Annotated in this window: 29 protein-coding genes; 14 read left to right on the plus strand and 15 right to left on the minus strand. The window is 71.9% G+C overall.

Features of this window, described 5'->3' with window-relative positions:
* Nucleotides 1-70: 70 nt before the first annotated feature.
* Complete coding sequence (locus ACFYZ4_RS22235) at nt 71-301, minus strand: hypothetical protein (protein ID WP_351299423.1); 231 nt, start codon at nt 299-301, stop codon at nt 71-73.
* 2 nt (nt 302-303) lie between these two features.
* Nucleotides 304-1,185, minus strand: a complete 882-nt coding sequence (mca, locus tag ACFYZ4_RS22240; protein WP_351299425.1) for a mycothiol conjugate amidase Mca — start codon at nt 1,183-1,185, stop codon at nt 304-306.
* 106 nt (nt 1,186-1,291) lie between these two features.
* Here mca and ACFYZ4_RS22245 point away from each other — a divergent pair, with 106 nt between their 5' ends.
* Nucleotides 1,292-1,705 carry a DUF4307 domain-containing protein gene (locus ACFYZ4_RS22245; RefSeq protein WP_351299428.1) on the plus strand — a complete coding sequence of 138 codons (414 nt, stop codon included), beginning with the start codon at nt 1,292-1,294 and terminating at the stop codon, nt 1,703-1,705.
* A gap of 129 nt (nt 1,706-1,834) precedes the next feature.
* Nucleotides 1,835-2,332 carry a transcription elongation factor GreA gene (gene greA, locus ACFYZ4_RS22250; protein ID WP_351299430.1) on the plus strand — a complete coding sequence of 166 codons (498 nt, stop codon included), beginning with the start codon at nt 1,835-1,837 and terminating at the stop codon, nt 2,330-2,332.
* A 129-nt stretch (nt 2,333-2,461) separates the two neighbouring features.
* On the opposite strand, the gene ACFYZ4_RS22255 is transcribed toward greA, so the two are convergent.
* The 3 genes from ACFYZ4_RS22255 to ilvA all read right to left on the minus strand — a co-directional run bounded on the left by ACFYZ4_RS22255 (nt 2,462) and on the right by ilvA (nt 5,727).
* Nucleotides 2,462-3,319, minus strand: a complete 858-nt coding sequence (locus ACFYZ4_RS22255) for an ABC transporter permease (protein WP_351299433.1) — start codon at nt 3,317-3,319, stop codon at nt 2,462-2,464.
* Nucleotides 3,316-4,344, minus strand: a complete 1,029-nt coding sequence (locus ACFYZ4_RS22260; protein ID WP_390784630.1) for an ATP-binding cassette domain-containing protein — start codon at nt 4,342-4,344, stop codon at nt 3,316-3,318. Before ACFYZ4_RS22260 ends, ACFYZ4_RS22255 begins: the two co-directional genes overlap by 4 nt.
* 150 nt (nt 4,345-4,494) lie before the next feature.
* A complete protein-coding gene (ilvA, locus tag ACFYZ4_RS22265; RefSeq protein WP_351299438.1) occupies nt 4,495-5,727 on the minus strand; it encodes a threonine ammonia-lyase in 1,233 nt (410 codons plus the stop codon).
* Between the two features lie 336 nt (nt 5,728-6,063).
* Here ilvA and ACFYZ4_RS22270 point away from each other — a divergent pair, with 336 nt between their 5' ends.
* The 3 genes from ACFYZ4_RS22270 to ACFYZ4_RS22280 are packed head-to-tail and all read left to right on the plus strand — an operon-like array spanning nt 6,064 to nt 7,316.
* Nucleotides 6,064-6,585 carry a MarR family transcriptional regulator gene (locus ACFYZ4_RS22270; protein WP_351299441.1) on the plus strand — a complete coding sequence of 174 codons (522 nt, stop codon included), beginning with the start codon at nt 6,064-6,066 and terminating at the stop codon, nt 6,583-6,585.
* Between the two features lie 57 nt (nt 6,586-6,642).
* Nucleotides 6,643-7,065: a sigma factor-like helix-turn-helix DNA-binding protein gene (locus tag ACFYZ4_RS22275; RefSeq protein WP_384342319.1), complete on the plus strand. Its 423-nt coding sequence runs from the start codon at nt 6,643-6,645 to the stop codon at nt 7,063-7,065.
* Nucleotides 7,062-7,316, plus strand: coding sequence for a hypothetical protein (locus ACFYZ4_RS22280; protein WP_351299447.1), 255 nt, complete (start codon nt 7,062-7,064; stop codon nt 7,314-7,316). The genes ACFYZ4_RS22275 and ACFYZ4_RS22280 overlap by 4 nt, the downstream gene beginning before the upstream one ends.
* A gap of 437 nt (nt 7,317-7,753) precedes the next feature.
* Here ACFYZ4_RS22280 and ACFYZ4_RS22285 read toward each other — a convergent pair whose 3' ends face one another.
* Nucleotides 7,754-8,911 (minus strand): cystathionine gamma-synthase, encoded by a 1,158-nt coding sequence (locus tag ACFYZ4_RS22285; RefSeq protein ID WP_351297805.1) that lies wholly within the window; start codon nt 8,909-8,911, stop codon nt 7,754-7,756.
* Between the two features lie 75 nt (nt 8,912-8,986).
* Between ACFYZ4_RS22285 and ACFYZ4_RS22290 the strand changes: the two genes are divergently transcribed.
* The 4 genes from ACFYZ4_RS22290 (at nt 8,987) to msrA (ending at nt 13,727) form a co-directional block, all read left to right on the plus strand.
* A complete protein-coding gene (locus ACFYZ4_RS22290) occupies nt 8,987-10,090 on the plus strand; it encodes a hypothetical protein (RefSeq protein ID WP_351297802.1) in 1,104 nt (367 codons plus the stop codon).
* A 165-nt stretch (nt 10,091-10,255) separates the two neighbouring features.
* The gene (locus tag ACFYZ4_RS22295; protein WP_351297800.1) at nt 10,256-11,854 is read left to right on the plus strand and encodes a M48 family metallopeptidase; all 1,599 of its coding nucleotides are present in this window, start codon (nt 10,256-10,258) and stop codon (nt 11,852-11,854) included.
* Complete coding sequence (locus ACFYZ4_RS22300) at nt 11,851-12,990, plus strand: hypothetical protein (protein ID WP_390784631.1); 1,140 nt, start codon at nt 11,851-11,853, stop codon at nt 12,988-12,990. The genes ACFYZ4_RS22295 and ACFYZ4_RS22300 overlap by 4 nt, the downstream gene beginning before the upstream one ends.
* A gap of 74 nt (nt 12,991-13,064) precedes the next feature.
* Entirely contained in the window at nt 13,065-13,727 is a 663-nt protein-coding gene (gene msrA, locus ACFYZ4_RS22305; RefSeq protein ID WP_351583734.1) for a peptide-methionine (S)-S-oxide reductase MsrA, read from the plus strand.
* Nucleotides 13,728-13,812: 85 nt separating this feature from the next.
* Here the strand turns inward: msrA and ACFYZ4_RS22310 are convergent, their stop codons facing one another.
* From ACFYZ4_RS22310 to ACFYZ4_RS22320, 3 genes are all read right to left on the minus strand, one after another.
* A complete protein-coding gene (locus ACFYZ4_RS22310; RefSeq protein WP_390784632.1) occupies nt 13,813-14,772 on the minus strand; it encodes a GNAT family N-acetyltransferase in 960 nt (319 codons plus the stop codon).
* A 136-nt stretch (nt 14,773-14,908) separates the two neighbouring features.
* On the minus strand, nt 14,909-16,168 hold the full coding sequence (locus ACFYZ4_RS22315; protein ID WP_351297790.1) for an Ig-like domain-containing protein: 1,260 nt from the start codon (nt 16,166-16,168) through the stop codon (nt 14,909-14,911).
* Between the two features lie 144 nt (nt 16,169-16,312).
* A complete protein-coding gene (locus ACFYZ4_RS22320; RefSeq protein ID WP_351297787.1) occupies nt 16,313-16,615 on the minus strand; it encodes a hypothetical protein in 303 nt (100 codons plus the stop codon).
* Between the two features lie 146 nt (nt 16,616-16,761).
* Between ACFYZ4_RS22320 and ACFYZ4_RS22325 the strand changes: the two genes are divergently transcribed.
* Nucleotides 16,762-17,094, plus strand: coding sequence for a hypothetical protein (locus ACFYZ4_RS22325; RefSeq protein WP_390784633.1), 333 nt, complete (start codon nt 16,762-16,764; stop codon nt 17,092-17,094).
* 64 nt (nt 17,095-17,158) lie between these two features.
* Here the strand turns inward: ACFYZ4_RS22325 and hutH are convergent, their stop codons facing one another.
* From hutH to ACFYZ4_RS22350, 5 genes are all read right to left on the minus strand, one after another.
* Complete coding sequence (gene hutH, locus ACFYZ4_RS22330) at nt 17,159-18,700, minus strand: histidine ammonia-lyase (RefSeq protein ID WP_351297781.1); 1,542 nt, start codon at nt 18,698-18,700, stop codon at nt 17,159-17,161.
* Between the two features lie 86 nt (nt 18,701-18,786).
* Nucleotides 18,787-19,902, minus strand: coding sequence for a diguanylate cyclase domain-containing protein (locus ACFYZ4_RS22335; protein ID WP_390784634.1), 1,116 nt, complete (start codon nt 19,900-19,902; stop codon nt 18,787-18,789).
* Nucleotides 19,903-19,985: 83 nt separating this feature from the next.
* Nucleotides 19,986-20,786, minus strand: coding sequence for an enoyl-CoA hydratase-related protein (locus ACFYZ4_RS22340; RefSeq protein WP_351297775.1), 801 nt, complete (start codon nt 20,784-20,786; stop codon nt 19,986-19,988).
* 156 nt (nt 20,787-20,942) lie between these two features.
* Complete coding sequence (locus ACFYZ4_RS22345) at nt 20,943-22,106, minus strand: adenylate/guanylate cyclase domain-containing protein (RefSeq protein ID WP_384350711.1); 1,164 nt, start codon at nt 22,104-22,106, stop codon at nt 20,943-20,945.
* A 250-nt stretch (nt 22,107-22,356) separates the two neighbouring features.
* Nucleotides 22,357-23,223 carry a biotin--[acetyl-CoA-carboxylase] ligase gene (locus tag ACFYZ4_RS22350; RefSeq protein WP_351297772.1) on the minus strand — a complete coding sequence of 289 codons (867 nt, stop codon included), beginning with the start codon at nt 23,221-23,223 and terminating at the stop codon, nt 22,357-22,359.
* Nucleotides 23,224-23,354: 131 nt separating this feature from the next.
* Here ACFYZ4_RS22350 and ACFYZ4_RS22355 point away from each other — a divergent pair, with 131 nt between their 5' ends.
* The 4 genes from ACFYZ4_RS22355 (at nt 23,355) to ACFYZ4_RS22370 (ending at nt 26,098) form a co-directional block, all read left to right on the plus strand.
* Nucleotides 23,355-24,941, plus strand: coding sequence for an acyl-CoA carboxylase subunit beta (locus tag ACFYZ4_RS22355; protein ID WP_384350705.1), 1,587 nt, complete (start codon nt 23,355-23,357; stop codon nt 24,939-24,941).
* An 18-nt stretch (nt 24,942-24,959) separates the two neighbouring features.
* The gene (locus tag ACFYZ4_RS22360) at nt 24,960-25,169 is read left to right on the plus strand and encodes an acyl-CoA carboxylase epsilon subunit (RefSeq protein ID WP_351297766.1); all 210 of its coding nucleotides are present in this window, start codon (nt 24,960-24,962) and stop codon (nt 25,167-25,169) included.
* Nucleotides 25,170-25,250: 81 nt separating this feature from the next.
* Nucleotides 25,251-25,391: a morphogenic membrane protein MmpB gene (gene mmpB / locus ACFYZ4_RS22365; RefSeq protein WP_351297763.1), complete on the plus strand. Its 141-nt coding sequence runs from the start codon at nt 25,251-25,253 to the stop codon at nt 25,389-25,391.
* A gap of 77 nt (nt 25,392-25,468) precedes the next feature.
* Nucleotides 25,469-26,098 (plus strand): nucleoside triphosphate pyrophosphatase, encoded by a 630-nt coding sequence (locus ACFYZ4_RS22370; protein ID WP_384350702.1) that lies wholly within the window; start codon nt 25,469-25,471, stop codon nt 26,096-26,098.
* On the opposite strand, the gene ACFYZ4_RS22375 is transcribed toward ACFYZ4_RS22370, so the two are convergent.
* Nucleotides 26,079-26,555: a hypothetical protein gene (locus tag ACFYZ4_RS22375; protein ID WP_351297757.1), complete on the minus strand. Its 477-nt coding sequence runs from the start codon at nt 26,553-26,555 to the stop codon at nt 26,079-26,081. The two genes, ACFYZ4_RS22370 and ACFYZ4_RS22375, sit on opposite strands and share 20 nt — an antisense overlap.
* Nucleotides 26,556-26,955: the final 400 nt, after the last annotated feature.

Raw genomic sequence — 26,955 nt, forward strand, 5'->3', positions numbered from 1 at the left:
GCGGGGTCGCGTGGTCGCGTCGCGGGCGGCGGTTCGGGACTCGGGCGGCGGTTCGGGACTGGGGGCGGGGCTAGGCCCGGGAGGGGTCCTCGCCGCGGGCGGCGGGGGCCGCCGGCTCGGGGGCCTCCTGGAAGTTCACCCGGCCCATGTGCCGGTTCATCGACTTCATCAGGGCCCACACCCCCAGGGCGAGGGCCGCGAACACGATGAAGCCCAGGATGCCGGGCGTCACCTTGTTCTTGTCGAAGGTGTCACCCGCCAGCGGGAGGAGCTGGGTCAGTGCTGCCTGCGTAGCGTTCATGGCTACGCATTCTCCCGGATGCCCGCGAAGAGGTCGGACTCGGGGAGGGAAGTGTCGACGAGCGACTTCGCGAGCTCGTACTCCTCGGTGGGCCAGACCTCCTTCTGCACGTCCATCGGGACGCGGAACCAGCCGCCGTCCGGGTCGATCTGCGTGGCGTGCGCGATGAGCGCCTTGTCACGGATCTCGAAGAAGTCGGCGCAGGGCACGTGGGTGGTCAGGGTCCGCTCCTTGCGCTCGAACTCCTTCCACCGCTCCAGCCACTCGCCGTACGGGGACTCCATGCCGCGCGCGAGCAGGGCCTCGTGCAGGGCGATGGTGCGCGGCTTGTTGAAGCCCTGGTTGTAGTAGAGCTTCTGCGGCTGGTAGGCCGCGCCGAACTCGCCTTCGGGGTACTTCTCGGTGTCGGCCGCGCCCTCGAAGGCCACCATCGTGATCTTGTGGGTCATGATGTGGTCGGGGTGCGGGTAGCCGCCGTTCTCGTCGTACGTGGTGACGACCTGCGGCTTGAAGGCGCGGATCTTCTTGACCAGCTCCCCGGCGGCCTCGTCGACGTCCGCGAGCGCGAAGCAGCCTTCGGGCAGCGGCGGCAGCGGGTCGCCCTCCGGGAGGCCGGAGTCCACGTAGCCGAGCCATTCCTGCTCGATGCCGAGGATCTCGCGGGCCTCGTCCATCTCCTTGGCGCGCACCTCGTGGATGTTCTCCTCGATGTACTTGTCGCCCTGGAGCTTGGGGTTCAGCACGGAGCCGCGCTCGCCGCCGGTGCAGGTGACGACCAGCACCGGAACCCCCTCGGACACGTACTTGGCCATGGTGGCCGCGCCCTTGCTCGACTCGTCGTCGGGGTGGGCGTGGACGGCCATCAGTCGAAGCTGCTCGGTCAAGACAGGATCCTCTGCGATTCGGCGCGACGGTCGGCTTCTATAGTGACCGAACTGGGGGACGGAAAATTCCAGGGGTGCCCACCCTCCCCGCAGAGAGGAAACGATCATGAGCGCGGTGCGCGAGGGACTGCCTGAGGGCCGGTACGGCCGGTCGGCGGACGAGCGTACGGACCGGAAGCTCAAGATCATCGGGGCGGCGCTGGGGGCCCTGTTGCTGGGCGTGATCGGCTGGATCGGCTGGGACTACATCGCGGGGCAGAGCGTGAGTGCCGAAGTGATCAAGTTCCAGGTGATTTCGGACACCGAGATCAAGGTGCACCTGGAGGTCCGCAAGGAGGCCTCGGTCACCGGGGTCTGCTCCCTGAGCTCCCAGGACAAGGAGCACGGCGAGGTGGGCCGCGCCGACTTCACCTTCGCCCAGCCCGAGAGCCGCGTGGACGAGGTCGTGTCCCTCAGGACGACGAGCCGTGCCACGATGATCGAGCTGATCGGCTGCCAGCCCGCGGCTTCCGCTCGCTGAGGCTTGACGACGCGGCCGACGGGGCAATGAGCCTCTGGGGTCCTCCCTCTTTTCTTCCCGAATTGTTAGGCTCGTGGTTTCGTCCGCCGCTGGCGGCTTTGTAGTCCCCTGTACCGACGAGGAGCACCCGTGACCCAGACGAGCGAAAGCGTCACCTGGCTGACCCAGGCGGCGTACGACCAGCTGAAGGCGGAGCTGGACTACCTCTCTGGTCCCGCCCGCACGGAGATCGCCACGAAGATCGCAGCCGCCCGCGAGGAGGGCGACCTGCGTGAGAACGGTGGCTACCATGCGGCCAAGGAGGAGCAGGGCAAGCAGGAGCTCCGGGTCCGCCAGCTCACGCAGCTCCTGGAGAACGCCAAGGTCGGCACCGCGCCCGCGTCCGACGGCGTCGTCGCCCCCGGCACGCTCGTCAAGATCGCCTTCGACGGCGACGAGGACGACACCATGGAGTTCCTGCTGGCCTCCCGCGAGTACGCCTCCTCGGACTTCGAGACGTACTCCCCCCAGTCCCCGCTGGGCAGCGGTGTGCTGGGCAAGGCGATCGGTGAGGACGCCGATTACGAGCTGCCGAACGGCAAGAAGGCCTCGGTCAAGATCCTGGACGTCAAGCCCTTCACCGGCTGATCACCCTTGGTCACCTTCTGATTTCCCGCTTCACGCACGATGCCCGGCCGGGTTCGTTTCTCCCGGCCGGGCATCGTCGTATGAGTGCGTATGTGCGTACGCGCGCGCGTGCGTGCGTGCGTACCGGCGCTACGCCGTCGCCGAGCGGTACTTGCGGACCGCGAGGGACCGGAAGACCACGATGATCAGCAGCGACCAGAGCACGGACGCCAGGATCGGGTGCTGCATCGGCCAGGCGTCCGGGACCGGGTAGCCCTCCGGGAGGTTGCCGAAGAGCTCGCGGCACGCCTGGACGGTCGCGCTGAAGGGGTTCCACTCCGCGATGGTCCGCAGGAACGGCGGCATGTTCTCGGAGGGGACGAAGGCGTTCGAGATGAACGTCAGCGGGAAGAGCCAGATCAGTCCGCCCGAGGTGGCCGCCTCCGGGGTGCGCACCGACAGGCCGATCAGGGCGCCGATCCAGGAGAAGGCGTAGCCCAGCAGGAGCAGCAGGGCGAAGCCGGCGAGGACCTCGCCCAGGCTGGTGTGGGTGCGCCAGCCGACGAGCAGGGCCACGATCGCCAGGACGAACAGCGTGAGCGTGGTCTGGACGAGGTCGGCGAGGGTGCGGCCGGTGAGGACCGCGCCGCGGGCCATGGGCAGCGAGCGGAAGCGGTCGATCAGGCCCTTGTGCATGTCGTCGGCGATGCCCGCGCCCGCGCCGGCCGTGGCGAAGGTGACGGTCTGGGCGAAGATGCCCGCCATCAGGAACTCGCGGTAGGCGGCCGGCGAGGTGGTGTCGCCGACCATGATCGAGCCGCCGAAGACGTAGCTGAAGAGCACGACGAACATGACCGGCTGGATCACGCCGAAGATGATCATCTCGGGGATCCGGGACATGCGGATGAGGTTCCGCTTGGCGATCACCAGGGAGTCGTTGACGCCCTGGACTATGCCGCCGCGCGGCCGGGGCGCGGTCGGTTCCGTGGTCGGGGAGGTGAGGGTCACTTCGCCGCCTCCTTGCGCGCCGCCTTGCGGCCCTTGGTGTCGGCGGCGGCCGCGGCCGCGCCGTCGCCGTTCCCCTCGGTGATCCGCTCGGCCGCGTGGCCGGTGAGGGAGATGAACACGTCGTCGAGGGTGGGCCGGCGCAGGCCTATGTCGTCGATCTCGATGCCGCGGCCGTCCAGTTCCCGGATGACCTCGGCGAGCAGCTTGGCGCCGCCCGACACCGGCACGGTCAGCTTGCGGGTGTGCTCCTCGACGGTGGTCTCGCCCTTGCCGAAGCCGGCGAGCACCTCGCGCGCGGTGGCCATGTGGTCCCGCTCGTGGACGACGACCTCCACGCGCTCGCCGCCCGTACGGGCCTTGAGCTCGTCGGAGGTGCCGCGGGCGATGACCTTGCCGTGGTCGACCACGCAGATGTCGTGGGCGAGGTGGTCGGCCTCCTCCAGGTACTGGGTGGTGAGCAGCAGGGTGGTGCCGCCCGCGACCAGTTCCTGGATGATCCCCCACAGCTGCTGGCGGTTGCGGGGGTCGAGGCCGGTGGTGGGCTCGTCCATGAACATGACGGGCGGGCTGACGACGAGGGCGGCCGCGAGGTCGAGCCGCCTGCGCATGCCGCCGGAGTAGGTCTTGGCGGTGCGGTCGGCGGCGTCGGCGAGGGTGAAGCGTTCGAGCAGTTCGTCGGCCCGGGCCTTGGCCGCCTTGGACTTCATCTGGTAGAGCCGGCCGACCATTTGGAGGTTCTCGCGGCCGGTCAGGTACTCGTCGACGGCGGCGAACTGGCCGGAGAGGCCGATGGCCCGGCGGACCTCGTTGGGGTGCTTGAGCACGTCGATGCCGGCGACGACGGCCTTGCCGCTGTCGGGCCGGAGCAAGGTGGTCAGGACGCGTACGGTCGTGGTCTTCCCGGCACCGTTGGGGCCGAGCAGACCCAGGACGGTGCCTTCGGGAACATCGAGGTCCACGCCGTCCAGTGCCCGTACATCGCCGAAGGTCTTGACCAGACCTTCGGCGTAGATAGCGCCTGGCATATGGATTCTCCCAGTGTGAATCGGGCCAGTAGAATCAAGAATTTCAGGGCATTTCTACGCAAATCCTATGGGCGCCGGGTGGGTACCGCCCGGCCGAACGGGTGATGCCGGTGATGCCGGTGATGCCGACACCCCGACGGCGTCCGCCGTCTAGCTCATCACCTTGTATCCCGCGGCGTGCAGTTTCCGCGCGACCTCCGCGCAGTGCTCCGGGCCCTTCGTCTCCAGGTGCAGCTCCACCTCCACCTCCGTGAGCCCCAGCCGCGGGTCGGTCCGTACGTGGCTCACATCCAGTACGTTCGCATCCACCACTGACAACACCCCCAGGAGTCCGGCCAGGGCCCCGGGGCGGTCGGCCACGCGCAGCCGCAGGGACAGGTACCGGCCCGCCGCCGCCATGCCGTGGCGCAGGATCCGCTGGAGCAGCAGCGGGTCGACGTTGCCGCCGGACAGGACGGCCACCACCGGTCCGCCGCCGTACAGTTCGGGCTCGCTGAGCAGGGCCGCGACCGTGCTGCAGCCGGCCGGTTCGACGACGAGCTTCGCCCGTTCCAGGCACAGCAGCAGGGCGCTGGAGAGGGCGTCCTCGGAGACCGTACGCACGTCGTCGAGCAGCTCGCCGATGATTTTGAAGGGGATGTCGCCGGGGCGGCCGACCTTGATTCCGTCCGCCATCGTGACGGGTTCGTCGATCGAGATCGGGTGCCCCATCTTGAGCGAGGGCGGGTACGCGGCCGCGCCCGCGGCCTGCACGCCGATGATCCGCACGTCGGGCCGCAGCGCCTTCACGGCGACGGCGACACCGGCCGCGAGACCGCCGCCGCCGATCCCGACGAGGATGGTCCGCACCTCCGGGCACTGCTCCAGGATCTCCAGGCCCACCGTGCCCTGGCCCGCGATGATGTCGCGGTGGTCGAAGGGGTGGATGAACACCGCACCGGTGCGGTCCGCGTAGTCCTGGGCGGCCGCGAGGGTCTCGTCGACGACCTGTCCGTGCATGCGCACCTCGGCGCCGTACTCCTGGGTCGCGGCCACCTTCGGCAGTGGCGCCCCGACCGGCATGAACACGGTGGAGCGGACCCCGAGGAGGGAGGAGGCGAGCGCCACGCCCTGCGCGTGGTTGCCGGCGCTGGCCGCGACGACGCCGGCGGCGCGCTGCTCGGGGCGCAGGCCCGCGATGCGGACGTAGGCGCCGCGCAGCTTGAAGGAGCCGGTGCGCTGGAGGTTCTCGCACTTGAGGTGGACCGGGGACCCGGTGAGTGAGGACAGGTGCCGGCTGCCTTCCATCGCGGTGACCCGGGAGACGCCGGAGAGCATCTTCTGAGCCCCCCGGACGTCGTCGAGGATGACCTGCGGAACGGGCTGGGGCACGCGGTAGTTCATGCCGCCAGTCTCGCAGCCCGCGGTCGGGGCGGCTCGGGGCGGAGGGGGCGGCTCCGGAAAGGGCGCGGGGAGGGGTCCGGGGAGGGCGCGGGACCGGTGCCGGAACGGGGCTCGGGGAGAGGTTCCGGCAGGTGCTCCGGGAGAGGTTCCGGGAAGCGCTCCGGGACAGGTTCCGGGAAGTGCTTCGGGAGGGGCGAAATCTCGCCATCCGGGACGTGTGCGGGACGGTCGTACGGACGGGCCGTACCAGTTCTCGTACGAGGCGTACGGGCCGCCGCACGGCCGCGTACTCTGTCCCCCATCCTTGTCGGACCCACGCGAAGAGAGCCCACGGCCATGCCTTCCACCCCGGCCAATTCCGACCTGCCCGCGGCGGCCGACGCGCCCGCCGGAGGCGGTCTCCTCGACTCGCTCCAGCACCAGGTGGCGGTCTTCGCCCGCCGCGCCGAGCAGACCCGCCTGGGCGGTGTGGGCCAGGCCCGCAACTCGATGGACCGAGCCGCCTACCTGCTGCTGAACCGGCTCGACCTGGAGGGCCCGATGGGCGTCAAGGCGCTCGCCGGCGGCATGGGGATCGACTCCTCCACGGTGACCCGGCAGGTCGCGCCGCTGGTCGACAGCGGTCTGGTCAAGCGGACCTCGCACCCCGAGGACGGCCGGGCCGTGGTGCTCGCGCTGTCCCCGCGGGGGCTGTCGCGGCTGGAGGAGGTCCGCTCCTCGCGGCGCGAGCTGATGGCCCGGGTGACGGAGGGCTGGAGCGAGGACGAGCGGGAATCCTTCACCGGACTGCTGACGCGCTTCAACCTGTCGCTGTCGGAACTCATGGCGGCCGTGGCCGAAGCCGGCCCGGCCTCCTGAGCGGAGTCCGTCCGTCCTCTTGACCTGGACGGTCCCGCTGCCCGCACTATGTGGACTATGCGGGTGGTTGATCAACACGCTGGCTCCTACGCGGAGTTCGAGTCCTTCGTCGCCGGCGCGGCGGGGCGGCTCCTGCATGTCGGGGTGCTGCTGACCGGTGAACCGGAGGCGGCCCGCCGGCTGCTGGCGGGCGCGCTCGCCCGTACGTACGCGAACTGGCTGCGGCTGCGCGGTGACGACCCTTACGACTTCACCCGCCAGGAGCTGTGCGCGGCCTTCGCCCGGACCGGCTGGCGCCACCAGGGGGGCACCGGCGTACTGGCGCGGCTGAGCCCGCCGGAGCGGCTCGTCCTCGTCCTGCGGCTCTACGAAGGGGTCGCGGAGGAGGTCGCGGCGGCGCAGCTGGGGCTGACGGTCGAGCGCGTACGGGTGCTGTGCAATCGGGCCGTGGCCGCGCTGAGGTCCCGGGAGGCGGCGTGAGCGGGATCCCGGACCGGAAGGAAGCCCAGGTCAAGCAGCTGCTGGAGGGGCCGTACCCGGCGGTGCCGGCGGGGCTTGCGGCGGGGGCGGCGGCTCGGGGTGACCGGTTGCTGCGCCGGCGGCGGGCGTTGCGGCGGTTCGGCTGGGCCGTGCTCTTCGCTGCCGCGGTGGCCTTCACCGTCTGGGCCTCCCTGACCCGCCCCTGGGTCACCCCACCAAGCGGCATCTCCCCACCACTGGAGGGCTGGTAGCCCCACCTGGCTCCGCCGCCGACCCGGCCCTGCCGGGCACAACCAGGCTCCGCCGCCGTTCCAGCCCGCCGCTGCCCCAGCCTTGCCTGGCCAATCCGGCTTCGCCGGGCAAAATCCAGCCCCGCCGGCGTTTGAGGCGCGGGTCCGGGCGGAGCCCGGTGCCCGGCGGAGCCGGGTTTCGGGGGGGGGGGGGGGGCCGCCCCCGCCCCCCGGCCCCCCGCCGCGGGGGGGGGGCGCCCCCCCCTGCCCGGCGGAGCCGGGTTTCCTGGGGCTCCGCCCCAGACCCCGCTCCTCAAACGCCGGAGGGGCTGGATCTTGCCCGGCTGGGCTGGATTGGCCAGGGCCGGGGTTGGCCTGGAGGGCCTGGGATTGGCCCGGCGCAGCCGACGGGCCGGGACCCCCGCCGGGTCCGGGCGGAGCCCGGCGGGGGCTGGGGGTTAGCCCAGGGCCTGGGTGAGGTCCGCGATGAGGTCGTCCGCGTTCTCGATGCCCACCGACACGCGGATCAGGTCCGCCGGAACCTCCAGCGCCGAGCCGGCCACCGACGCGTGCGTCATGCGGCCCGGGTGCTCGATGAGGGACTCCACGCCGCCCAGGGACTCGGCCAGGGTGAAGATCTTGGTGCGGCCGCAGACCGCGACGGCCTCTTCCTCGCCGCCGGCGACCTGGAAGGACACCATGCCGCCGAAGTTCCGCATCTGCTTGGCGGCGACCTCGTGCCCCGGGTGCTCGGGCAGGCCCGGGTAGAGGACCTTGGTGACCTTCGGGTGCCGCTTGAGCACCTCGACGATCTTGCCCGCGTTCTCCGCGTGCCGGTCCATCCGCACGGCCAGGGTCTTGATGCCCCGCAGCACGACCCAGGAGTCGAACGGGCCGGCCACCGCGCCCATCGCGTTCTGGTGGTAGGCCAGTTCCTCGCCGAGCTCCGCGTCCGCGGTCACCAGCGCGCCGCCGACCACGTCGGAGTGCCCGCCCATGTACTTGGTCAGCGAGTGCACGACCACGTCCGCGCCCAGCGCCAGCGGCTGCTGGAGGTAGGGCGAGGCGAAGGTGTTGTCCACGACCAGCTTGGCGCCGGCCGTCCGCGCGATGTCGGCGACCACGGCGATGTCGGTGATGCCGAGCAGCGGGTTGGAGGGGGTCTCGACCCAGATGACCTTCGTCTTCGGGGTGAGGGCCGCGCGTACGGAATCGGGGTCGGAGGTGTCGGCCACCGACCACTCCACGCCCCAGCGGGAGACGACCTTCGCGAAGAGGCGGAAGGTTCCGCCATAGGCGTCGTTCGGGATGACCACGTGGTCGCCCGGGGAGAGCAGCGTACGCAGCAGGCAGTCCTCGGCGGCCAGTCCGGACGCGAAGGCGAGCCCGCGCAGGCCGCCCTCCAGCGCCGCGAGGTTCTCCTCCAGCGCGGTGCGGGTCGGGTTGGCGCTGCGGCTGTACTCGTAGCCGCCGCGCAGGCCGCCGACGCCGTCCTGCTTGTACGTGGAGACCTGGTAGATCGGGGGTACGACCGCGCCGGTCTGCGGGTCCGCCGTATTGCCCGCGTGGATCGCGCGGGTCTCGAAGCTCTGGTGCTCGTGGCTGTCGTCGCTCATGGTCAGATGCTATGCCCAGCCCGGGTTGGGGTCCCCTATTGGCCTGTGGGCCCCTCGGTCTGGTTCGCTGGAGGCATGGAGATTCTGTGGTTGCTGTTCGCGATGCTCATGATCGCGTTCATCGTGGGTCCGTACATCCGGCGCAGGCGCGGCGGCATCCGCCTGGTCGCGCCGGGCAGCCCTGACGCGGCGGACCCGGCGAACTACGGATTCGACCGGCAGGAAGAGCTCGACATCCGCATCCCCGGGCCCGACCAGGACCTGATGGACGCCCTCGACAACGTGCGGCGCACCGGTCAGTGGCAGGCGGCCTCGCAGCTGCTCGCCGGGACCCCGCGGGAGGGCGAGCGGCGCTGGCAGCGCGTACAGGCCTTCGGCGGGGCGGCGGCGCTGGAGCTGGTGGCGCAGCCGGGCGTGGGCGCGCAGTGGCTGAAGGCGTGGCGGCTGGAGGCGGAGCAGGACGCGGGCGGCGCGCAGGTGCACGCGGAGCTGCTGGTGCAGCAGGCGTGGCGGCACTCGGGCGGGGTCGGGTCCACCGATCACCGGATCATCCTGGAGGAGGCCCGGGACGCGTGCCGCAAGGCCGCGGTGCAGGCGCCGGAGGATCCGGTCCCGTACATCACGGAGCTGGCGATCGCGCGGGGTCTGGCGTACTCGGAGGCGGAGTTCGACGCCCTGTGGGCGAAGGTCATCGACCGGGCGCCGGAGCACATGGGGGCGCACATCGCGGCGCTGCACTACTGGTGCGCGAAGTGGCACGGCTCGCGGGAGCAGGCGGACGCGTTCGCGCACGCGGCTGCGGCGCGCGCCCCGCGGGGCTCGCTGCTGGCGGCGCTGCCGCTGTTCTCGGTGTACGAGAACACGCCCGACATCGTCATGACGGCCTACTACGACAGCGCGGTCGTGACGCGGGCGGTGGAGGGCGCGCTGTACGCGGTGAACTCGGCGCGTGAGGACGACCCGATGCAGGCGCACGTACGGCACCTGCTGCTGATGTTCCTGGTCCACATGGAGCGTTGGGCGGAGGCGATGGAGCAGGTGCGGCACGTGGACGGGTACGTGGGCGCGCTGCCGTGGTCGCAGTCGGAGGACCCGGCGGCGATGTACGCGGTGTACCGGGCGCTGGCGGTGGCGGGGTACGAGGCGAACGGCGGGTCGCCGGCGACCCTCCCCCGGTAGCGCGCGGCCCCCGGGTCCGACGGTCCCGACCCCCACGGGCCAGGGAGAATCCCTGGCGAATAAAGTTGCTGTAAGTGACCACTGAGCCGCATGATGCGGCAGGCGGCGGCCTTCGACCACGCCACGCACTTCGCACCACTTCATCCCGTGGGGGGATCTGTCCATATGGGCGCTTCGCTGCGCGCCTTGCGCGCTCTCGTCCTGCTCGCCGGCTTCTATCTGCTCGGCGTCGTTCTGCTGGCGGCCCTCGCGGGCGCCGACTACGCCCTCGTCACACAGATGCACGGGCCGATCGTCTTCAAGCTCGTCATCGTCTCCGTCGTCCTCGCCGTCCCGATCGTGCGCGGCCTGTTCATGCTGCGCACGCCCAAGGGCGAGCCGCCCGCCGGCATCACCGTCACCGAGGCGCAGGAACCGCTGCTGTGGCAGACCGTGCGTGACATCGCGCAGCAGGTCGGCACCCGCGCGCCCGACGAGATCGTGCTGATCGACGAGGTGAACGCGGCCGTCAGCGAGGACGCGAAGCTGCTGGGCCTGCGGCCCGGCACCCGCCGCCTCTACCTCGGCCTGCCGCTGATGACGGGCCTGGACGAGATGCAGCTGCGCGCCGTGCTCGCCCACGAGATGGGCCACTACGCCAACTTCGACACCCGCCTCACCCCGCTGATCGCCCGCGGCCGCGCCCAGCTGATCCGTACGATCGGCCACTTCCACGAGCGGGCGGACGGCAAGGTCGCCAAGGAGCGCGCGAAGCAGGAGAAGCGGGACGAGAAGCGGATCGCCAAGGGCAAGAAGGCCAAGGGCGTCGACACCACGGGCGAGGGTGCGATGTACCGCGCCATGGCCAAGATCTACATGGCCTACGGCAACTTCTACATGCGCGCCACCCGTTCGACCTCCCGCCGGCAGGAGCTCGCCGCCGACCTCGCCTCGGTCCGGGTGGCCGGCCGGGACTCCGCCGCCTCCGCGCTGCGCGAGCTGAACGCCCTCGACTCGGCGCACGACTTCTACATGGGCTCGTACGCCACCCTCGGCGTCGGCGCCGGTCTGCTGCCGCGGCCCGGCCAGGTCTTCGGCGGGCTGCGCCGGCTGCTGGACGCCCGCTCGGCCGATCTGGACGAGCTGCGCCAGGAGCTGTCGACCGAGCCCACGTCCGCGTACGACTCCCACCCCGCGCTCGCCGAGCGCGTGGCCCGCATCGAGGCGCTGCCCGACGACGGCCGCGCCGGGCAGGCCGCCCGTCCGGCGCTGGAGCTGCTGGCCGACGCGGACGCGGCGCTGGCCGCGCTGGAGCAGGTCGTCCTCACCCCCGAGGCGCTCGCACTCAAGCGGGTGGACTGGGAGGACCTCGTCCACGAGTCGATGACCCTGTACGTCGGCCAGGGCGCGGAGGAGATCCGGGAGGCCTTCGCCGCCGAGGGCGCGGGCCCCGGGCTCGCCGAACTGCTCGACGCGGTCGACGCCGACCCGGCGGTGCGCTGGCGGATCACCGACCGCTTCCCGAAGTCCGAGCAGGCGGCGGCCGCGACCGGCCGCACGGCCCGCGAATTCGCCCGCCCGGTGCTGCGGCGCGCCGTGAACCAGCTGGTCACCGTCGAGCTGACGGCGCGCGGCGCCGCCCGCTGGCAGCTGTCCTGGTCCGAGTCGGCCGCCCTGGTCTACCCCGTCGACGGCTTCGAGGAGGAGCTCGGCCTGGCCCTGGACGCGGTCGTCTCCGACCAGCCCGACACCGAATCCCTGCGAAAGCTGGTGCTTGCCCCGTGATCGGTCTCTACATCCTCGGCCTCCTGCTGGCGGCGGCCGCGTTCAAGTTCCTGCGCGGTGTGTACTTCATCCGCAAGGCGAAGCGGCTGGAAGCCGAGATCGGCACGCTGAACGCCGGTACCGAGGCGGTCAAGGCCGAGCAGAAGGCCGAGAAGGCGGCGGCGGTGGTCTCGCTGGGCTTCGTCGCGGAAGCCGACCTCGACACCGAGAACCCCGCGCCGGTGCCGCCGGAGCGGACCGCCGCCCTGGAGGCCGTCCGGTCGGGCGACTGGGAGGCGGGAGCCGCGTACATCGAGGCGGCCGGGCAGGACTGGCACCAGCGGATGGAGCGGGTCCGCCCGCTGGCCCTGGCGGCCGCCGAGGACGACGCCTGGCTGCTGGCCTGGCGCGCGGCGCGGCCCGCCGACCCGACGGCGGCGCTGGTCAACGCGGACACCGCGATCATGGTGGCGTGGAACGTGCGCGGCGGCCAGTCCGGCAGCCGGACCACGCAGGAGCAGTTCCGGCTCTTCCACGACCTGCTGGTCGACGCGCGGGAGGCCGCGCACGAGGCGCAGCGCCTCGCCGACCCGGCGGACCCGACCCCGTACATCGTGGAGCAGCCCATCGGGCAGGGCCTGGGCTACTCGCACGAGCGGTACCGGGAGCTGTGGGACCAGGTCGTCAAGCGCGACCCGAAGGTGCTGTGGTCGCACATCAGCGGCCTGCAGTACTGGTGCCGCAAGTGGCGCGGCTCGCACGAGCTGGCGCTGGCCTTCGCGCGGGAGTCGGCGGCCGTCGGCAAGCCCGGTGACCTGCTGTCCCTGCTGCCGCTGATCGCGTACTTCGAGCAGGAGACGGACAAGGAGGACCTGGCGGCCGAGACGTTCTTCAAGGAGCCGGAGATCGTCGCCGCGGTGGACGCGGCGCTCCTGGACCTGGCGGCGGCCGGGGACGACCACCCCGGGGCGGCGCGCATCCGGCACATGCTGGCGTACCTGCTGTTCTGGCAGGACCGCGACGAGCAGGCGGTCGAGCAGTTCCGTCACATCGACGGGTTCATCGGCGCCCTGCCGTGGTCGTACGCGGGCGAGCCGAAGCGGCGGTACCTGTACGCCCGCGACTGGGCCGTGGGCGTGGCCACGCCGGGCCTCTGACAGATGGGAAAAGGGGCGGTCCGGGGAATCCCGGCCCGCCCCTTTCCGTTGTCACTGCCACAAGGAGGGAATCCATGTTCTCGTACCGCCGTACGCCCGAGCTGCCCACCCGCGAGGAGGCCCTGACGGGCCGCGCGCAGCCGCTCTTCGCCCTGCCCGAGAAGCACACCGTGCTCGGCAACCCGCTGTCCGGCCCGTACCCCGCGCACCTCGAGGTGGCCGACTTCGGCCTGGGCTGCTTCTGGGGCGCGGAGCGCAAGTTCTGGCAGACCCCCGGTGTGTGGACCACGCTGGCCGGCTACCAGGGCGGCTTCACCGAGAATCCGACCTACGAGGAGGTCTGCTCGGGCCTGACCGGCCACACCGAGGTCGTCCGCGTGGTCTTCGACCCGTCCCAGGTCTCGTACGAGGCCCTCCTCAAGCTGTTCTGGGAGTCCCACGACCCGACCCAGGGCTTCCGCCAGGGCAACGACGTCGGCACCCAGTACCGCTCGGCGGTCTACACCCACTCCCCCGCCCAGCAGGCGACGGCGGAGGCCTCCCGCACGGCCTACCGGCAGGTGCTGGCCTCGTCGGGCTACGGCGAGATCACCACGGCCGTCCTCCCGGCGGCGGACCGCCCCTTCTGGCCCGCGGAGGCCCACCACCAGCAGTACCTGGACAAGAACCCGGGCGGCTACTGCGGCATCGGCGGCACGGGCGTCTCCTGCCCGATCGGCGTGGCCCCGGCCGAGTAACCCCCACCCGGCGCGGCCCCACCACAGGCCGCGCCGGCCCGGCCCACCCGTTCGGGTCGATGCCCTGTAGCCGCGGCCGGGCCTGTTACAGCTTGCGTTGGAAGATGGCCGCGGCGCGGTCGTGGTGGTAGCCGAGGGCTTCGTTGACCGTGCGCATGGGGGTGTTGGCGTCGGCCACCGTCGTGGCGATGTGGCGCAGGGCCGGGTAGCGGGTGGCGGCGTCGGCGGCCATGCGGAGTTTCACGGCGCGGCCGAGGCCGTGGCCGCGGTGGGCGGGGGTGACGACCGTGTCGTGCTGGAGGGCGCGTGCGCCGGCGGGGTTCGGGAGGACGAGTTCCGTGTACGCGGCGACCTCGCCCGCCGCAGTGACCGCCGCGACCGTGGTCTGCTCGCCACCCCGGTCGATGATCAGCTGTTGCAGGGCGTGCAGCCGCTGCGCCGTCCAGACCTGGATCCGCTCGTCCATGTCGCCGCTCGGGGCGTCCTCCATCGCGCCGTGGGCCGTGGCGAGGGCCGGCGCCCAGGCGTCGGGGGCCAGGCCGTGCCAGGTGTGCAGCTCGTAGCCGGGCGTGACGGGGACCGGTGCGGGTCCATCGGCCGGGAGCTCCTGCGCGTACCAGGCCATCGGCAGGACGTTCTCGAAGCCGAGGGACTCGGCGAACGCCTGCCCCGGACCGCCGAGGTCCACGAGGGCGGCGACCGAGGTCCGGCCCTGCGCGAGCAGTTCCTCGCGTACCCGCTCCCAGAGGGCGGTGCCCACGCCGCGCCGTCGCTCCTGCGGCCGTACGGTCAGCACGTCGAGGAACGCGGTGTGCGTGTTCCCCTCGTCGGTGAACAGGAGCAGGGCCGCCGCGCCCGCGCCCTCGCCCGCCGCCCAGAGCACGGGCCGGCCGCGCGCCGGCGGCACGCACAGCCGCCCGGCGACCTCCCCGCGGGTGGGCGCGGGCAGCTGCGGCTGATCGGCGGCCCCGGCGGCGGTCAGGAGCGCCAGCCAGGCGTCCACCTCGGCGTCGGTCGGGGGCAGCTCCAGGGAGCGGATCATCATGATCAGACCCTAGACGCGGTCCGGACGCGGGGTTGAGCGGTTTTCGGCCTCCGTGAAGCGTCCGGGAAAAGACGGACGGCGGGGAACCCCGAGGGTTCCCCGCCGTCCGTCGACTGCGGTCGGTTCACACGCGCCGTCAGGCGGCCGAGCCGGTCTTCCAGTCCGCCCAGCTCATGTTCCAGCCGTTGAGGCCGTTGTCCGGCTTGATGGTCTTGTCCGGGGAGTTGACCACGGTGACCACGTCGCCGATGAGCGAGTTGTCGTAGAACCAGGCCGCGGGCTGGTTCGGGTCGCCCGCGCCCTTGGCGTCGTTCAGGCCGACACAGCCGTGGCTGGTGTTGGCGCTGCCGAAGACCGAGTCGGCTCCCCAGTAGTTGCCGTGGATGAAGGTGCCGGACGTGGACAGCCGCATGGCGTGCGGGACGTCCTTGATGTCGTACTCGCCCTTGCCCTCTTCGTTCTTGAAGCCGACGGTCGAGCCGTCCATCCGGGTCTCCTTGAACTTCTCGGAGATCACCATCTGGCCGTTGTACGTCGGGTTCTCCGGGGAGCCCGCCGAGATCGGGATGGTCTTGAGGACCGCGCCGTCCCGGGTGACCGTCATCTTCTTGGTCTTGGTGTCGACCGTGGAGACCTGGCTGCGGCCGATCTTGAAGGTGACGGTCTTGCTCTGGACGCCCTGGACGCCGGGAGCGCCCTGGACGCCCTCCAGTGCCAGCTTCAGCGTGACGGTGGAGTTCGCCTGCCAGTACTGCTCGGGGCGGAAGTCGAGGCGCTGCGGGCTGAACCAGTGGCCGACGATCTCCTGGCCGCTGCTGGAGGAGACCGAGATCCCCGCCTGGACGGCCTTCTTGTCCTTGATCGCCTTGTTGAAGGTGATCGAGACCGGCATGCCCACGCCGACGGTCTGGCCCTCCTCCGGGACGAAGGAGGCCACGAAGCTGTTCTCGGGGGAGACGGTGGTGAAGGAGGCGTTCTCGTGGGCCTCGCGGCCGTCCGCGTCCTTGGCCGTCGCCGACAGGGCGTACTTCGTGGAGCGCTTCAGGGCGGCATCGGGCTTCCAGCTCTTGCCGTCGGCGGCTATCTTGCCGGCCACGGCCGCGCCCTCGCTGCTCTTCAGCTCGACCAGGGTGAGCGTGCCGTCACTGACGGCGACGTTGGCGGCGTCGTTGAGGCCGACGTTGGTGGCGCCGTCCTTCGGCGTGATGGTTATCTTCGCCTTCGACGCGTCCTTGGCCGCTGCCGCGTCGACCTCCGCCTGGGACTTGCTGGCCTCGCCGTTGCCCTTCGGCTTGTCGTCGCCCCCGTCGTTGCACGCCGAGAGCATCAGTACACCGCCGAGCACGACGGATATGGCCGCCAGGGACCTTCTCCGTCGCTTGCTGTCCGTCCTCACACGTCACTCCATCGTTGCCGGATACCCCGGGGCTGCCGTCCCGGGGTTGGCCGGGCAGGGGGAATCACCCCCTGCCTCGTCCTGACAACGCGTTAACGGCGCCGGCCGGTTCCACATTCCGTTGGGATGTGGGCAACCACACGGTCAGGCGTTGTCGGGTTCCTCGTCGAACTCCCCATCTTCCTCGTCGAGGTCCCACTCCATCGACTCGGGGTCGTATTCCACGGGCTCGCTGCTCCAGGAGGCCTGTGCGAGTTCCACGCCGGGGATGCCCACGACCAGGTCGGTGGGGTCCACCAGGTAGGCGAGGGCCTCCGATTCGTCCTCGCGGACGGCGGACTCGGCGTGGCCGCGCTCCTCGTCCGGCATGAACTCGTCGGCCTTGATGTGCGCGAGGGCGGCTCCGGTGAGTGCCTGGACGTCCGGCACCTCAAGAACCAAATCCACCCGAAGGCGGACGTAACGTGATGTCTCAGAAGGATTCATACGACGGAGAGTAAGCCCGCGGAAGCCCTGACTTTCCCACGACCCGCCCCTTTCCGTAGCATCACCGCACACGGCCAATTCGCTGCTGCCACAAGGGGGATCGCACCGTGTCCGCACGCCGACCGCTGCTCACCGCTCTCGGAGCGACCACCCTCCTCGCCGCCCTGTGGTTCGTGCCCTCCGCGGGCGCCACCTCGCCGGGGGACGCGGAGAGCCCTACGGGTGTGCCCGTGGGCGCGAACACCGCGGAGAGCGGAGCCGGTACGGAGAACGCCGACGCCGCGGGCCCGCAGGGCCCGTCCGTCCTGCTCGCCGACACCGGCTCCGTCGACACCGCCCCCTACCTGCTGGGCGGCACCCTCTGCCTCGGCGTCGGGGCCGGTTTCGTGGCCTTCTCCGTACGCCGCTCCCACTCCGCTTCCCCCTCCCGCTCCCGGTGAACGGCGAAGGGCCGCCCCGGGAGAGATCCCGGAGCGGCCCTTCGCCGCACACCAGAGCCCGTCGTCAGGCGAGCGGGCCCGTCACCGGCTCCACCGCGGCGACGAGTCCGCCCGAGCGGACGAACGCGTCGGCGGCGGCCAGGTCAGGGGCGAGGAAACGATCCGGCCCGGGGCCCTGCACACCCGCCGCGCGGGCGGCCTCGATGGCGGCCCGGCTGGCCGGCGCCGGGGTCAGCCCGTGGCGCAGCTCGATGGCGCGGGTGGCGGCGTACATCTCGATCGCGATGATCCGCGTCAGGTTGTCGACGGCGGTACGGAGCTTGCGCGCGGCCGACCAGCCCATCGAGACGTGGTCCTCCTGCATGGCGGAGGAGGGGATCGAGTCGGCGGAGGCCGGCACCGCGAGCCGCTTCATCTCGCTGACCAGGGCGGCCTGCGTGTACTGGGCGATCATCAGACCGGAGTCCACGCCGGCGTCGTCCGCGAGGAACGGCGGGAGGCCGTGCGAGCGGTTCTTGTCGAGCAGCCGGTCGGTGCGCCGTTCGGCGATGGAGCCGAGGTCGGCGGCCGCGATGGCCAGGAAGTCCAGGACGTAGGCGACCGGGGCCCCGTGGAAGTTGCCGTTGGACTCGACGCGCCCGTCGGGCAGCACCACCGGGTTGTCGACGGCGGCGGCCAGCTCGCGGGAGGCGACCAGGGCGGCGTGCGCCATGGTGTCGCGGCCCGCGCCGGCGACCTGCGGGGCGCAGCGCACGGAGTACGCGTCCTGCACGCGCGGGGCGGTCTCCTCCTGGTAGTGGCGGACCAGCCCGGAGCCCTTCAGCACGGCGGCCATGTTGGCGGCGGAGGCGCCCTGGCCGGGGTGCGGGCGGATGGCGTGCAGCTCGGGCTGGAGGACCTTCTCGGTGCCGAGGAGCGCTTCCAGCGTGAGGGCCGCGGTGATGTCGGCGGAGGTGTACAGCCTGCCGAGGTCGGCGAGGGCCATGACCAGCATGCCGAGCATGCCGTCGGTGCCGTTGAGGAGGGCGAGGCCCTCCTTCTCGCGGAGCTCGACGGGCTCGATGCCGTGCTCGGCGAGCAGCTCGCCGGCCGGGCGGACGGTTCCGTCCGGGCCCTCGGCGTCGCCCTCGCCCATGAGCGCGAGCGCGCAGTGGGACAGCGGCGCGAGGTCGCCGGAGCAGCCGAGGGAGCCGTACTCGTGGACGACGGGGGTGATCCCGGCGTTGAGCAGGTCGGCCATGGTCTGGGCGACGGAGGGCCGTACGCCGGTGTGTCCGGAGGCGACGGTCTTCAGCCGGAGGAACATCAGCGCGCGGACCACCTCGCGCTCGACGCGCGGGCCCATGCCGGCGGCGTGCGAGCGGACGATGTTGCGCTGGAGCTGGGCGCGCAGCTCGGGACTGATGTGCCGGGAGGCGAGGGCACCGAACCCGGTGGACACCCCGTAGACGGGCTCGGGCTTGGCGGCGAGGGCGTCGACGATCGCGCGGGCGCGGGCGAGTGCGTCGAGCGCCTCGCCGGACAGCTCGACCCGTGCGTTGCCGCGGGCGACGGCGATGACGTCCTCGGCAGTGGTCCCGGAGGTCCCGACCACAACAGTGTGCATATCCATATTCAGCACCCTACGGATTGAATCGCTACATGTCACTAGGGGAAATTGTCACGATCGCGACCGACGAGTAACCCTTACGTTCACTGCCGCCCGCGGAAGCGGCGCCGCTCTCCCGGGGCTTCCTGGGCGGCGGCGTCCGCGAGCCGGACCACCGCGGTGTCCCGTCCCGCCACCACCGGACCGGCCGAGCGCGCGGCCTTCGCCTTGTACTGGGCGGCGTCGGCCAGCCGGAACAGCCGCCGGGAGGACTTCACCGGCCCGATCGGGTCTCCGGTGGACGCCACCCCGCAGGCCACGCCCTCGCCCAGCTCCAGTTCGGCCGCCCGGGTGCACACCTCCTCGGTCACCCGGACCACCTGGTCGGCGCTCGGACCGACCCCGACGAGGCAGAACTCGTCGCCGCCCAGGCGCGCCACCAGCGCGCCGGGCAGCATGGCCCCGCACAGGCTGAGGACCGACCCGAACCGCTCCAGCAGCCGGTCCCCCATGGCGTGGCCCAGGGTGTCGTTGACCTTCTTCAGCCCGTTCAGGTCGCACACGACGAGGCTGACCACCACCCCCGTCCGCCGGTGCTCCTCCAGGGCCTCGTCGAGCCGCATGTCGACCGCCCGCCGGTTCGCGAGCCCGGTCAGCGGATCGGTGAAGGCGAAGCGCCGGGCCTCCTCCAGCCGCTCGTTCTGCGCGAGGCCGGCCGCGATCACGGCGGCGAGCACGGTGGCGAACTCGGCGTCGTCCTCGTCGAAGTCCGGCAGCCCCTCGTCCCGGGCCACGTACAGCTCGCCCCAGGCCCGCCCGCTGAGCACGACGGGCGCGACCACGCACGTACCGCGGCCGCGGTGGCGCAGGGCCTCCCCGCGCCGCCCCGGCCGGTCGCCGACGGCGCTCTCGACCCAGGCGTGCGGTCCGCCGCCGCCGACCCACCGTTCGTGGAGGAACTCGGTGATCTCGGGGAAGTCGTGCACCGGGTAGGACTCGTCCTCGGGGAACTCCTCCTCCCCGGCCCGCCGCTCGCCCTCGTTCACGAGCACGCGCAGGCGCCCCCGCTCGCGCTCCCACGCGGAGATCGCGGCGAACGAGCCGTCCAGCGCCGTGCGCGCCCCCCGCGCCGCCGCCCGCACACTGTCCCGCGGCGCGCAGGCCGCGGCCATCGCCTGCGCGAGGCTCACCACGGCCCGCAGCCGCCCGTCGACTCCCATCACCCCAGGTTAGGGAGTTTTGTCCGTTTTGGTACGCGGGACGCCGCTGCGGGCAGGGGCGACGGGCAGGGGCGACGGGCGGGCTACTCCCCCGGCCAGTTCGGCTTGCGCTTCTCGTTGAACGCCGCCACGCCCTCCGCCCGGTCCCCGGAGAAGGCCACCGTCCGCCAGGCCGCGTCCTCGATCTCCAGACCGGCCGCCAGGTCCATCCCGTGCCCCAGCCGCAGCGCCCGCTTGGCCGCCCGCAGACCCACCGGGGAGTTCGCCGCCATCCGGGACGCCAGGGCCAGCGCCTCGGCCCTGTCCTGCCCCGCCGGGACCACCGAGTCCACCAGCCCCAGGGACAGCGCCTCGGCCGCCTCCACCCGGCGCGCCGTGAAGATCAGCTCGGCCGCCCGCGCCGCACCCACCCGGCGCGGCAGCAGCTGCGTACCGCCGCCGCCCGGGATCACGCCCACCGACACCTCGGGCAGCCCCACCACCGCGGTCTCGTCGGCCACGATCACGTCACAGGCCAGGGCCAGCTCGAAGCCGCCGCCCAGCGCGAACCCGTGCACGGCCGCGACCGTCGGCACCGGAAGCTCCAGCACGCCCCCGTACGCCCCCCGTGTGGTCGGCCGCTGCCGCACCAGCTCGGCGTCCGACAGCGAGTTGCGCTCCTTGAGGTCCGCCCCGACGCAGAAGGCCCGTTCCGCGGTGGAGGACAGCACCACCACCCGCACCGACGGGTCCGCCGCGAGCGCCGCGCAGGCGGCGCCGATCGAGCGGGCCATCTCCGTCGACACCGCGTTCATCGCCTTGGGGCGGTCCATCGCCAGCTCCGCGACGTGCCCGTCGCCCTCCCGACGTACCGCGACGAACTCTCCGAAGCGCTGCTCAGACATGCCTGCGACCCTCCCGGTTAACGAGCGTTATCGCCGCACTCTAGTGCGCGGGGAGGCCACCGGGTCAAGGCTGCGGGGGTCCGGGGCACGGCTGCGCGCCGGCGCGTCGACAAGAGGGCCGGGGGGCCACGCGTCCGTACGGGGCCCGCAGGCGCGTCAGGCGGGGTTCTTGGGCTTCCTGCGGGTCAGCGACCAGGGCTCCACGACGCCGAGCCCGCGCACCGGGCGCTGCCACATCGGCTGGAGGGCGAACCGGTAGGACACCTCGTCGGGCGAGGCCTCCGCCTCCTTCTCCGACACCGGCGCGGCCCCGGTCCGGGAGAGCTCCTCGGCCATCGCCCCGTCCACCAGCACCGCGTCCTTGGGGGCTATGGACGTCAGCCGGCTCGCCAGGTTCACCGTGGTCCCGAAGACGTCGCCCATGCGGGTCGTCACCGTGCCGAAGGCGATCCCGACCCGCAGCTCGGGCATCTGCGCGTCGAGCTCCATCGTCTCGATCAGCCGCAGCGCGATCTCCGCCGCCGTCGCCGCGTCGTCGGCGCAGTACAGCACCTCGTCGCCGAGCGTCTTGATCAGCCGGCCGCCGTGCGCGGCCACCAGGTCCGCCGCGGTCGTCTCGAAGGACTCGACCAGCTCGCCGAGCTCCTCCTCCTCCAGCCGCCGGGTGAGGCGGGTGAAGCCCACCAGGTCGGCGAAGCCCACCGCGAGCCGCCGGTCGACCATCTCGTCGTCGTCCGCGACCTGCACCACGCGCCCGGTGGCGGCCGCCAGCTGCCGCCGCCACACGTAGACGAGGAATTCCTCCAGCTCGGGCAGGAGCAGCTCCACCAGGGGGTACGTGACCTCCGTACGGGTCATCCCCGGCTCCGGCGGCTCCGTCAGCCCTTCCAGGAACGAGTCGATCTGCCATTCGGCCAGCCGCGCCGTGGTCTGCCCGGTGGACCGGGCCACCTGCACCGCCATCGGCTCGGACAGCAGCCCGGCCTCCACCAGACCGGCGAGCCGGCGCAGGGCCAGTACGTCGGCCTCGGTCAGTGCCTTGGCCTGTCCGATGTCGGCGAAGCCCATGGCCCGCCAGAACCGGGAGGCGAGCTCCATGGACACACCGGCGCTCCGGGCGGCCTGGAACGGCGTGTACCGGCGCTCGGCCCCGAGGATCAGCTGTTCCAGCCGGATGGCGAGGGGGTCCGCCGTGGGCTGGGCCGTGTGGTCGACCTCGTGGTGCGGGGTGTGCTGGTCACGGCCGATCGGGGTGACGGGGCCGGACGAGGAGCCGCCGGCGCCGTGGGACGCGCTGGACGTAGAGTCGTCGACGGTCAAGGGCCGCCTCCTGTCCATTCCGTGCGCACTGCCCTGCGAACCGGTTGATCACCACGAGCACCGGGATCGCCTAAACCATACGGCAGGTGTGCCGTAGCTCACTCCCCCTCCCCTTTTTGCGAAGCGGTCCGCCTTCGGGGCGCCCGGGCGGGGCCATGAGGCCGTACCCGCCGGAAGTTCTGGTTCCACAGATTTCTCCGCGCGCCCGGCCTCATTTCCACCATGCCCCGCCGCGCCCCGCCGTGCCCCGTCAGTGCACGGAGCGCAGGTGGACGACGTCCCCGGCCCCCACCGCCTCGTGCTGTCCCTCGGCCGTACGGATCACCAGCCGGCCATCGGTGTCCACCGCTTCGGCCGTTCCGGTGAGGGTGCGGCCACCCGGGAGCTCCGCGCGGACGTGGCGGCCCAGGGTGGCGCAGCCGGCCGCGTAGGTCTCCTGGAGGCCGCTGGCGGCGGGGTCGCCACCGGCCGCGCGCCAGTTCCCGTACCACTCCTCCAGGGACCGCAGGACGGCCCTCAGCAGCGGGTCCCGGTCGGTCACGGCGGCCTTGGCCAGCGCGAGCGAGCCCGCGGCCGGTACGGGCAGCTCGTCCTCGGTGAGGCTGACGTTGAGCCCGATGCCGACGACCACTCCGTCGGCGACGCGCTCGGCGAGGATCCCGCCGGTCTTGCGCTCCTCGCCGTCCACGGTGACCAGCAGGTCGTTGGGCCATTTGAGGGCGGTGTCCACGCCCGCCGCGCGGGACAGCCCTGTCGCGGTGGCCACCCCGGCGAGCAGGGTCAGCCACCCCCACCGCTCCTGCGGCACCGCGTCGCCCGGCTTGAACAGGACGGAGAAGAACAGCCCGGACCGGGCCGGCGCGACCCAGCTCCGGTCCAGCCGCCCGCGCCCGGCGCTCTGCTCCTCGGCGACGAGCACGGCCCCCTCGGGCAGCCCGGCCGCCCGGGCGGCGAGGTCGGTGTTGGTGGAACCGGTGCTGTCGACCACCTCCAGGGAGGTCCACAGCCCTCCCCCGGTCACGAGGGCCCGCCGCAGCCCCTCGGCGTTCAGCGGCGGCCGCTCCAGGCTCGACCAACGACCGGCGGAAGCTCCTGCTGATGCATCTGATGGCGTCATGCAACCCACAGTAGGTGTGTCAAACGCCGCACTGCCGAGCGCCATGCCCGCCGATACGCTACGCACCAGTAGCCAGCAGTAGTCAATCAATTGACCAGGCAGTTGACACCATGCAGGGAGCCGCGACCCCGATGTCACATCCGTCAGAGCCGATCGACATGCACACCACCGCGGGCAAGATCGCGGATCTGCAGCGCCGCATCGACGAAGCCACCCACGCCGGGTCCGCGCGGGCTGTGGAGAAGCAGCACGCCAAGGGCAAGCTGACGGCGCGTGAGCGGGTTGCCCTGCTGCTGGACGAGGGATCCTTCGTCGAGCTGGACGAGTTCGCCCGCCACCGGTCCACCAGCTTCGGGCTGGAGAAGACCCGTCCCTACGGCGACGGCGTCGTCACCGGCTACGGCACGGTGGACGGCCGTCCGGTGGCCGTGTTCTCGCAGGACTTCACCGTCTTCGGCGGCGCCCTGGGCGAGACCTACGGCCAGAAGATCATGAAGGTCATGGACTTCGCGCTGAAGACGGGCTGCCCCCTCGTCGGCATCAACGACTCCGGCGGCGCCCGCATCCAGGAGGGCGTCAGCGCGCTGGGCATGTACGGGGAGATCTTCCGCCGCAACGTCCACGCGTCCGGCGTGATCCCGCAGATCAGCCTGATCGTCGGGCCCTGCGCCGGCGGCGCCGTGTACTCCCCCGCCATCACCGACTTCACGGTCATGGTCGACCAGACCTCGCACATGTTCATCACCGGCCCGGACGTCATCAAGACGGTCACCGGCGAGGACGTCGGCTTCGAGGAGCTGGGCGGGGCGCGCACCCACAACAGCACGTCCGGCGTGGCCCACCACATGGCGGGCGACGAGAAGGACGCCATCGAGTACGTGAAGTCGCTGCTCGCGTACCTGCCGTCGAACAACCTCTCCGAGCCGCCCGCCTTCCCGGAGGAGGCGGACACCGAGGTCTCCGACCTCGACCGCGAGCTCGACGTGCTGATCCCGGACAGCGCGAACCAGCCGTACGACATGCACACCGTGATCGAGCACGTGCTGGACGACGGCGAGTTCCTGGAGACGCAGGCGCTCTTCGCGCCGAACATCCTGACCGGCTTCGGCCGGGTCGAGGGCCACCCGGTGGGCATCGTCGCCAACCAGCCGATGCAGTACGCCGGCTGCCTGGACATCAACGCCTCCGAGAAGGCGGCACGGTTCGTCCGGACCTGCGACGCCTTCAACGTCCCGGTGCTGACCTTCGTGGACGTCCCGGGCTTCCTTCCGGGCACGGACCAGGAGTACAACGGAATCATCAGGCGCGGCGCCAAGCTGATCTACGCGTACGCCGAGGCCACCGTCCCCCTGATCACCGTCATCACCCGCAAGGCCTTCGGCGGCGCATACGACGTCATGGGCTCCAAGCACCTCGGCGCGGACCTGAACCTGGCCTGGCCCACCGCGCAGATCGCCGTCATGGGCGCGCAGGGCGCGGTGAACATCCTGCACCGCCGGACCATCGCGGAGGCGGACAATGTGGAGGAGACCCGGGCCCGGCTCATCGCCGAGTACGAGGACGCGCTGCTGAACCCGTACACGGCCGCCGAGCGCGGTTACATCGACGCGGTGACCATGCCGTCCGAGACCCGGGCGCACGTGGTGAAGGGGCTGCGGCAGCTGCGCACCAAGCGGGAGTCCCTGCCGCCGAAGAAGCACGGCAACATCCCCCTCTAGCCCCTCCAGGAGGTCACTGTGGTGATCAAGGTCGTCAAGGGCAATCCGACCCCGGAGGAGCTGGCCGCCGCACTGGCGGTGGTCCAAGCGCGCGCGGCGGTGCTGGCCTCGGCACCGTCGGGCGCCCCGCCGGTCGAGGACGAGTGGTCGACGCCGTCGCGGGTGGCACGGCGCAGGCTGCCGCGTCCGGGGCCGCGCGCGTGGGGCCGTACGTACTGGCCCGGCTAGCCGAAGATGATGTGAACGCGGGGCGGCGCCTGAGTACCCGTACTCAGGCGCCGCACCCGTTCCCGGGGCCAGGATCGGAGCATGCTCTGGTCCGACCCGAAGAACGAGCCGCCCAAGGAAATGCGCGACGCGCAGGCGATGATCCGGCGGCTGAGCGTGGTGCTCGCCCTCGCCATGCTCGTCGTGGTCTACGTCCTGGGCGTGGGCGTGGGCCACTTCTAGACCCCGGGCCGGGCGTGCTCCCGGCGTGCTCCGGACGTGCTCCGGACGTGTTCCGGGACGTCGGCCGCGCGCCTACGATGACCGGCATGACTGCCACGCCCCAGCCCGCGAACCCGCGCAAGCTCGTCCTCGCCTCCGCCTCCCCCGCCCGGCTGAACCTGCTGCGCCAGGCCGGGCTCGCCCCGCACGTCATCGTCAGCGGTTTCGACGAGGACACCCTGAACCACGACGAGCCCGCCGCGCTGGCCCTGGCGCTGGCCGAGGCGAAGGCCGCGGTCGTGGCGGGCCTGGACGAGGCCGCGGGCGCCCTGGTGATCGGCTGCGACTCCGTACTGGAGCTGGACGGCGAGGCGCTGGGCAAGCCCGCCGACTCCGAGGAGGCCACCGCGCGCTGGAAGTCGATGCGCGGACGGGCCGGCGTACTGCGCACCGGGCACTGCGTGATCGACACGGCGAACGGCCGTCAGGTCTCGGCGACGGCGTCCACGACGGTCCGGTTCGGCGAGCCGACGGACGCGGAGGTCGCCGCGTACGTGGCCAGCGGCGAGCCGCTGCACGTGGCGGGGGCGTTCACCCTGGACGGGCTGTCGGCGCCGTTCATCGACGGCATCGACGGGGATCACGGCAACGTGATCGGCCTGTCGCTGCCGCTGCTGCGCTCCCTGCTGGGCGAACTGGACGTGTCCATCACGGACCTGTGGGCTTGAGCTCCCCGTACGCGGGCGGGGGCGGCGGGGGCTGTACGTCGCCCTCGCCGTCGCCGGCGCCGTCCCGCGGGGCGGCGTAGAGCGTCAGGGTCAGGACCAGCAGGCACAGGATCAGCGTCGTCGCCGCGAAGGCGGGCCAGCCGACGAGGACGACGGCTAGGACGCCGAGCAGCCCGTGGGTGACGGCGGCCGTGATGAGGACGGCGCGGGCGAAGCGGCCCGGGGCGCGGTCGGCGAGCGCGGCGACGGCGACGAGGACGGCGCACAGCACGAGGAAGGCGCCCATGCCCGCCCCCATGGCGTAGGTGGCCTTGGACATGACGTCCGGATCGCTGCCGGCGATGGACATCGACTGGTTCGCCGTGGTCCGGCCCAGCACGATGTGGACGAGCACGAGCACGGCCGCTTCCGCGACGAGCACGATCGCGGCCAGTCCGGCCACGAGTCTGCGCAGCACGCGTCCCCACCCCCCACAAGTCACAAGCCTGTTCGACGCCTGGAGGCTACTAACGGGTAGAGCGGCGGGCAAGACATCGGCACACCCGGGTTCGACGGGCCGTCAACGGGCCGTCAACGCGCCCTCTCCGGGCCGCCTGTGGGTACGGTGTTGTCCCCGTTCGCCCCGTGGGACGGCGGGACCGCCGATCGGGCAACCAATCGGCGAACAAGTGGACAACTCCGCGCCGGCCGGCAAAGAAAATGTGGGCCGTTCGTAGGGACTCGACAAAGAATCACCCGGGGCCGCTGACCGGGGGGACAGAGACCTTGGATACATGACGGGGTTACTGTGCAGTCGGGGATCCCCCTGACCTGGGGCGCCACAAGGGTTCTCGGGTGGTTCGGACCTCGCATCACAC

Source organism: Streptomyces sp. NPDC001513, from assembly GCF_042894695.1.
Classification (GTDB): Bacteria; Actinomycetota; Actinomycetes; order Streptomycetales; family Streptomycetaceae; genus Streptomyces.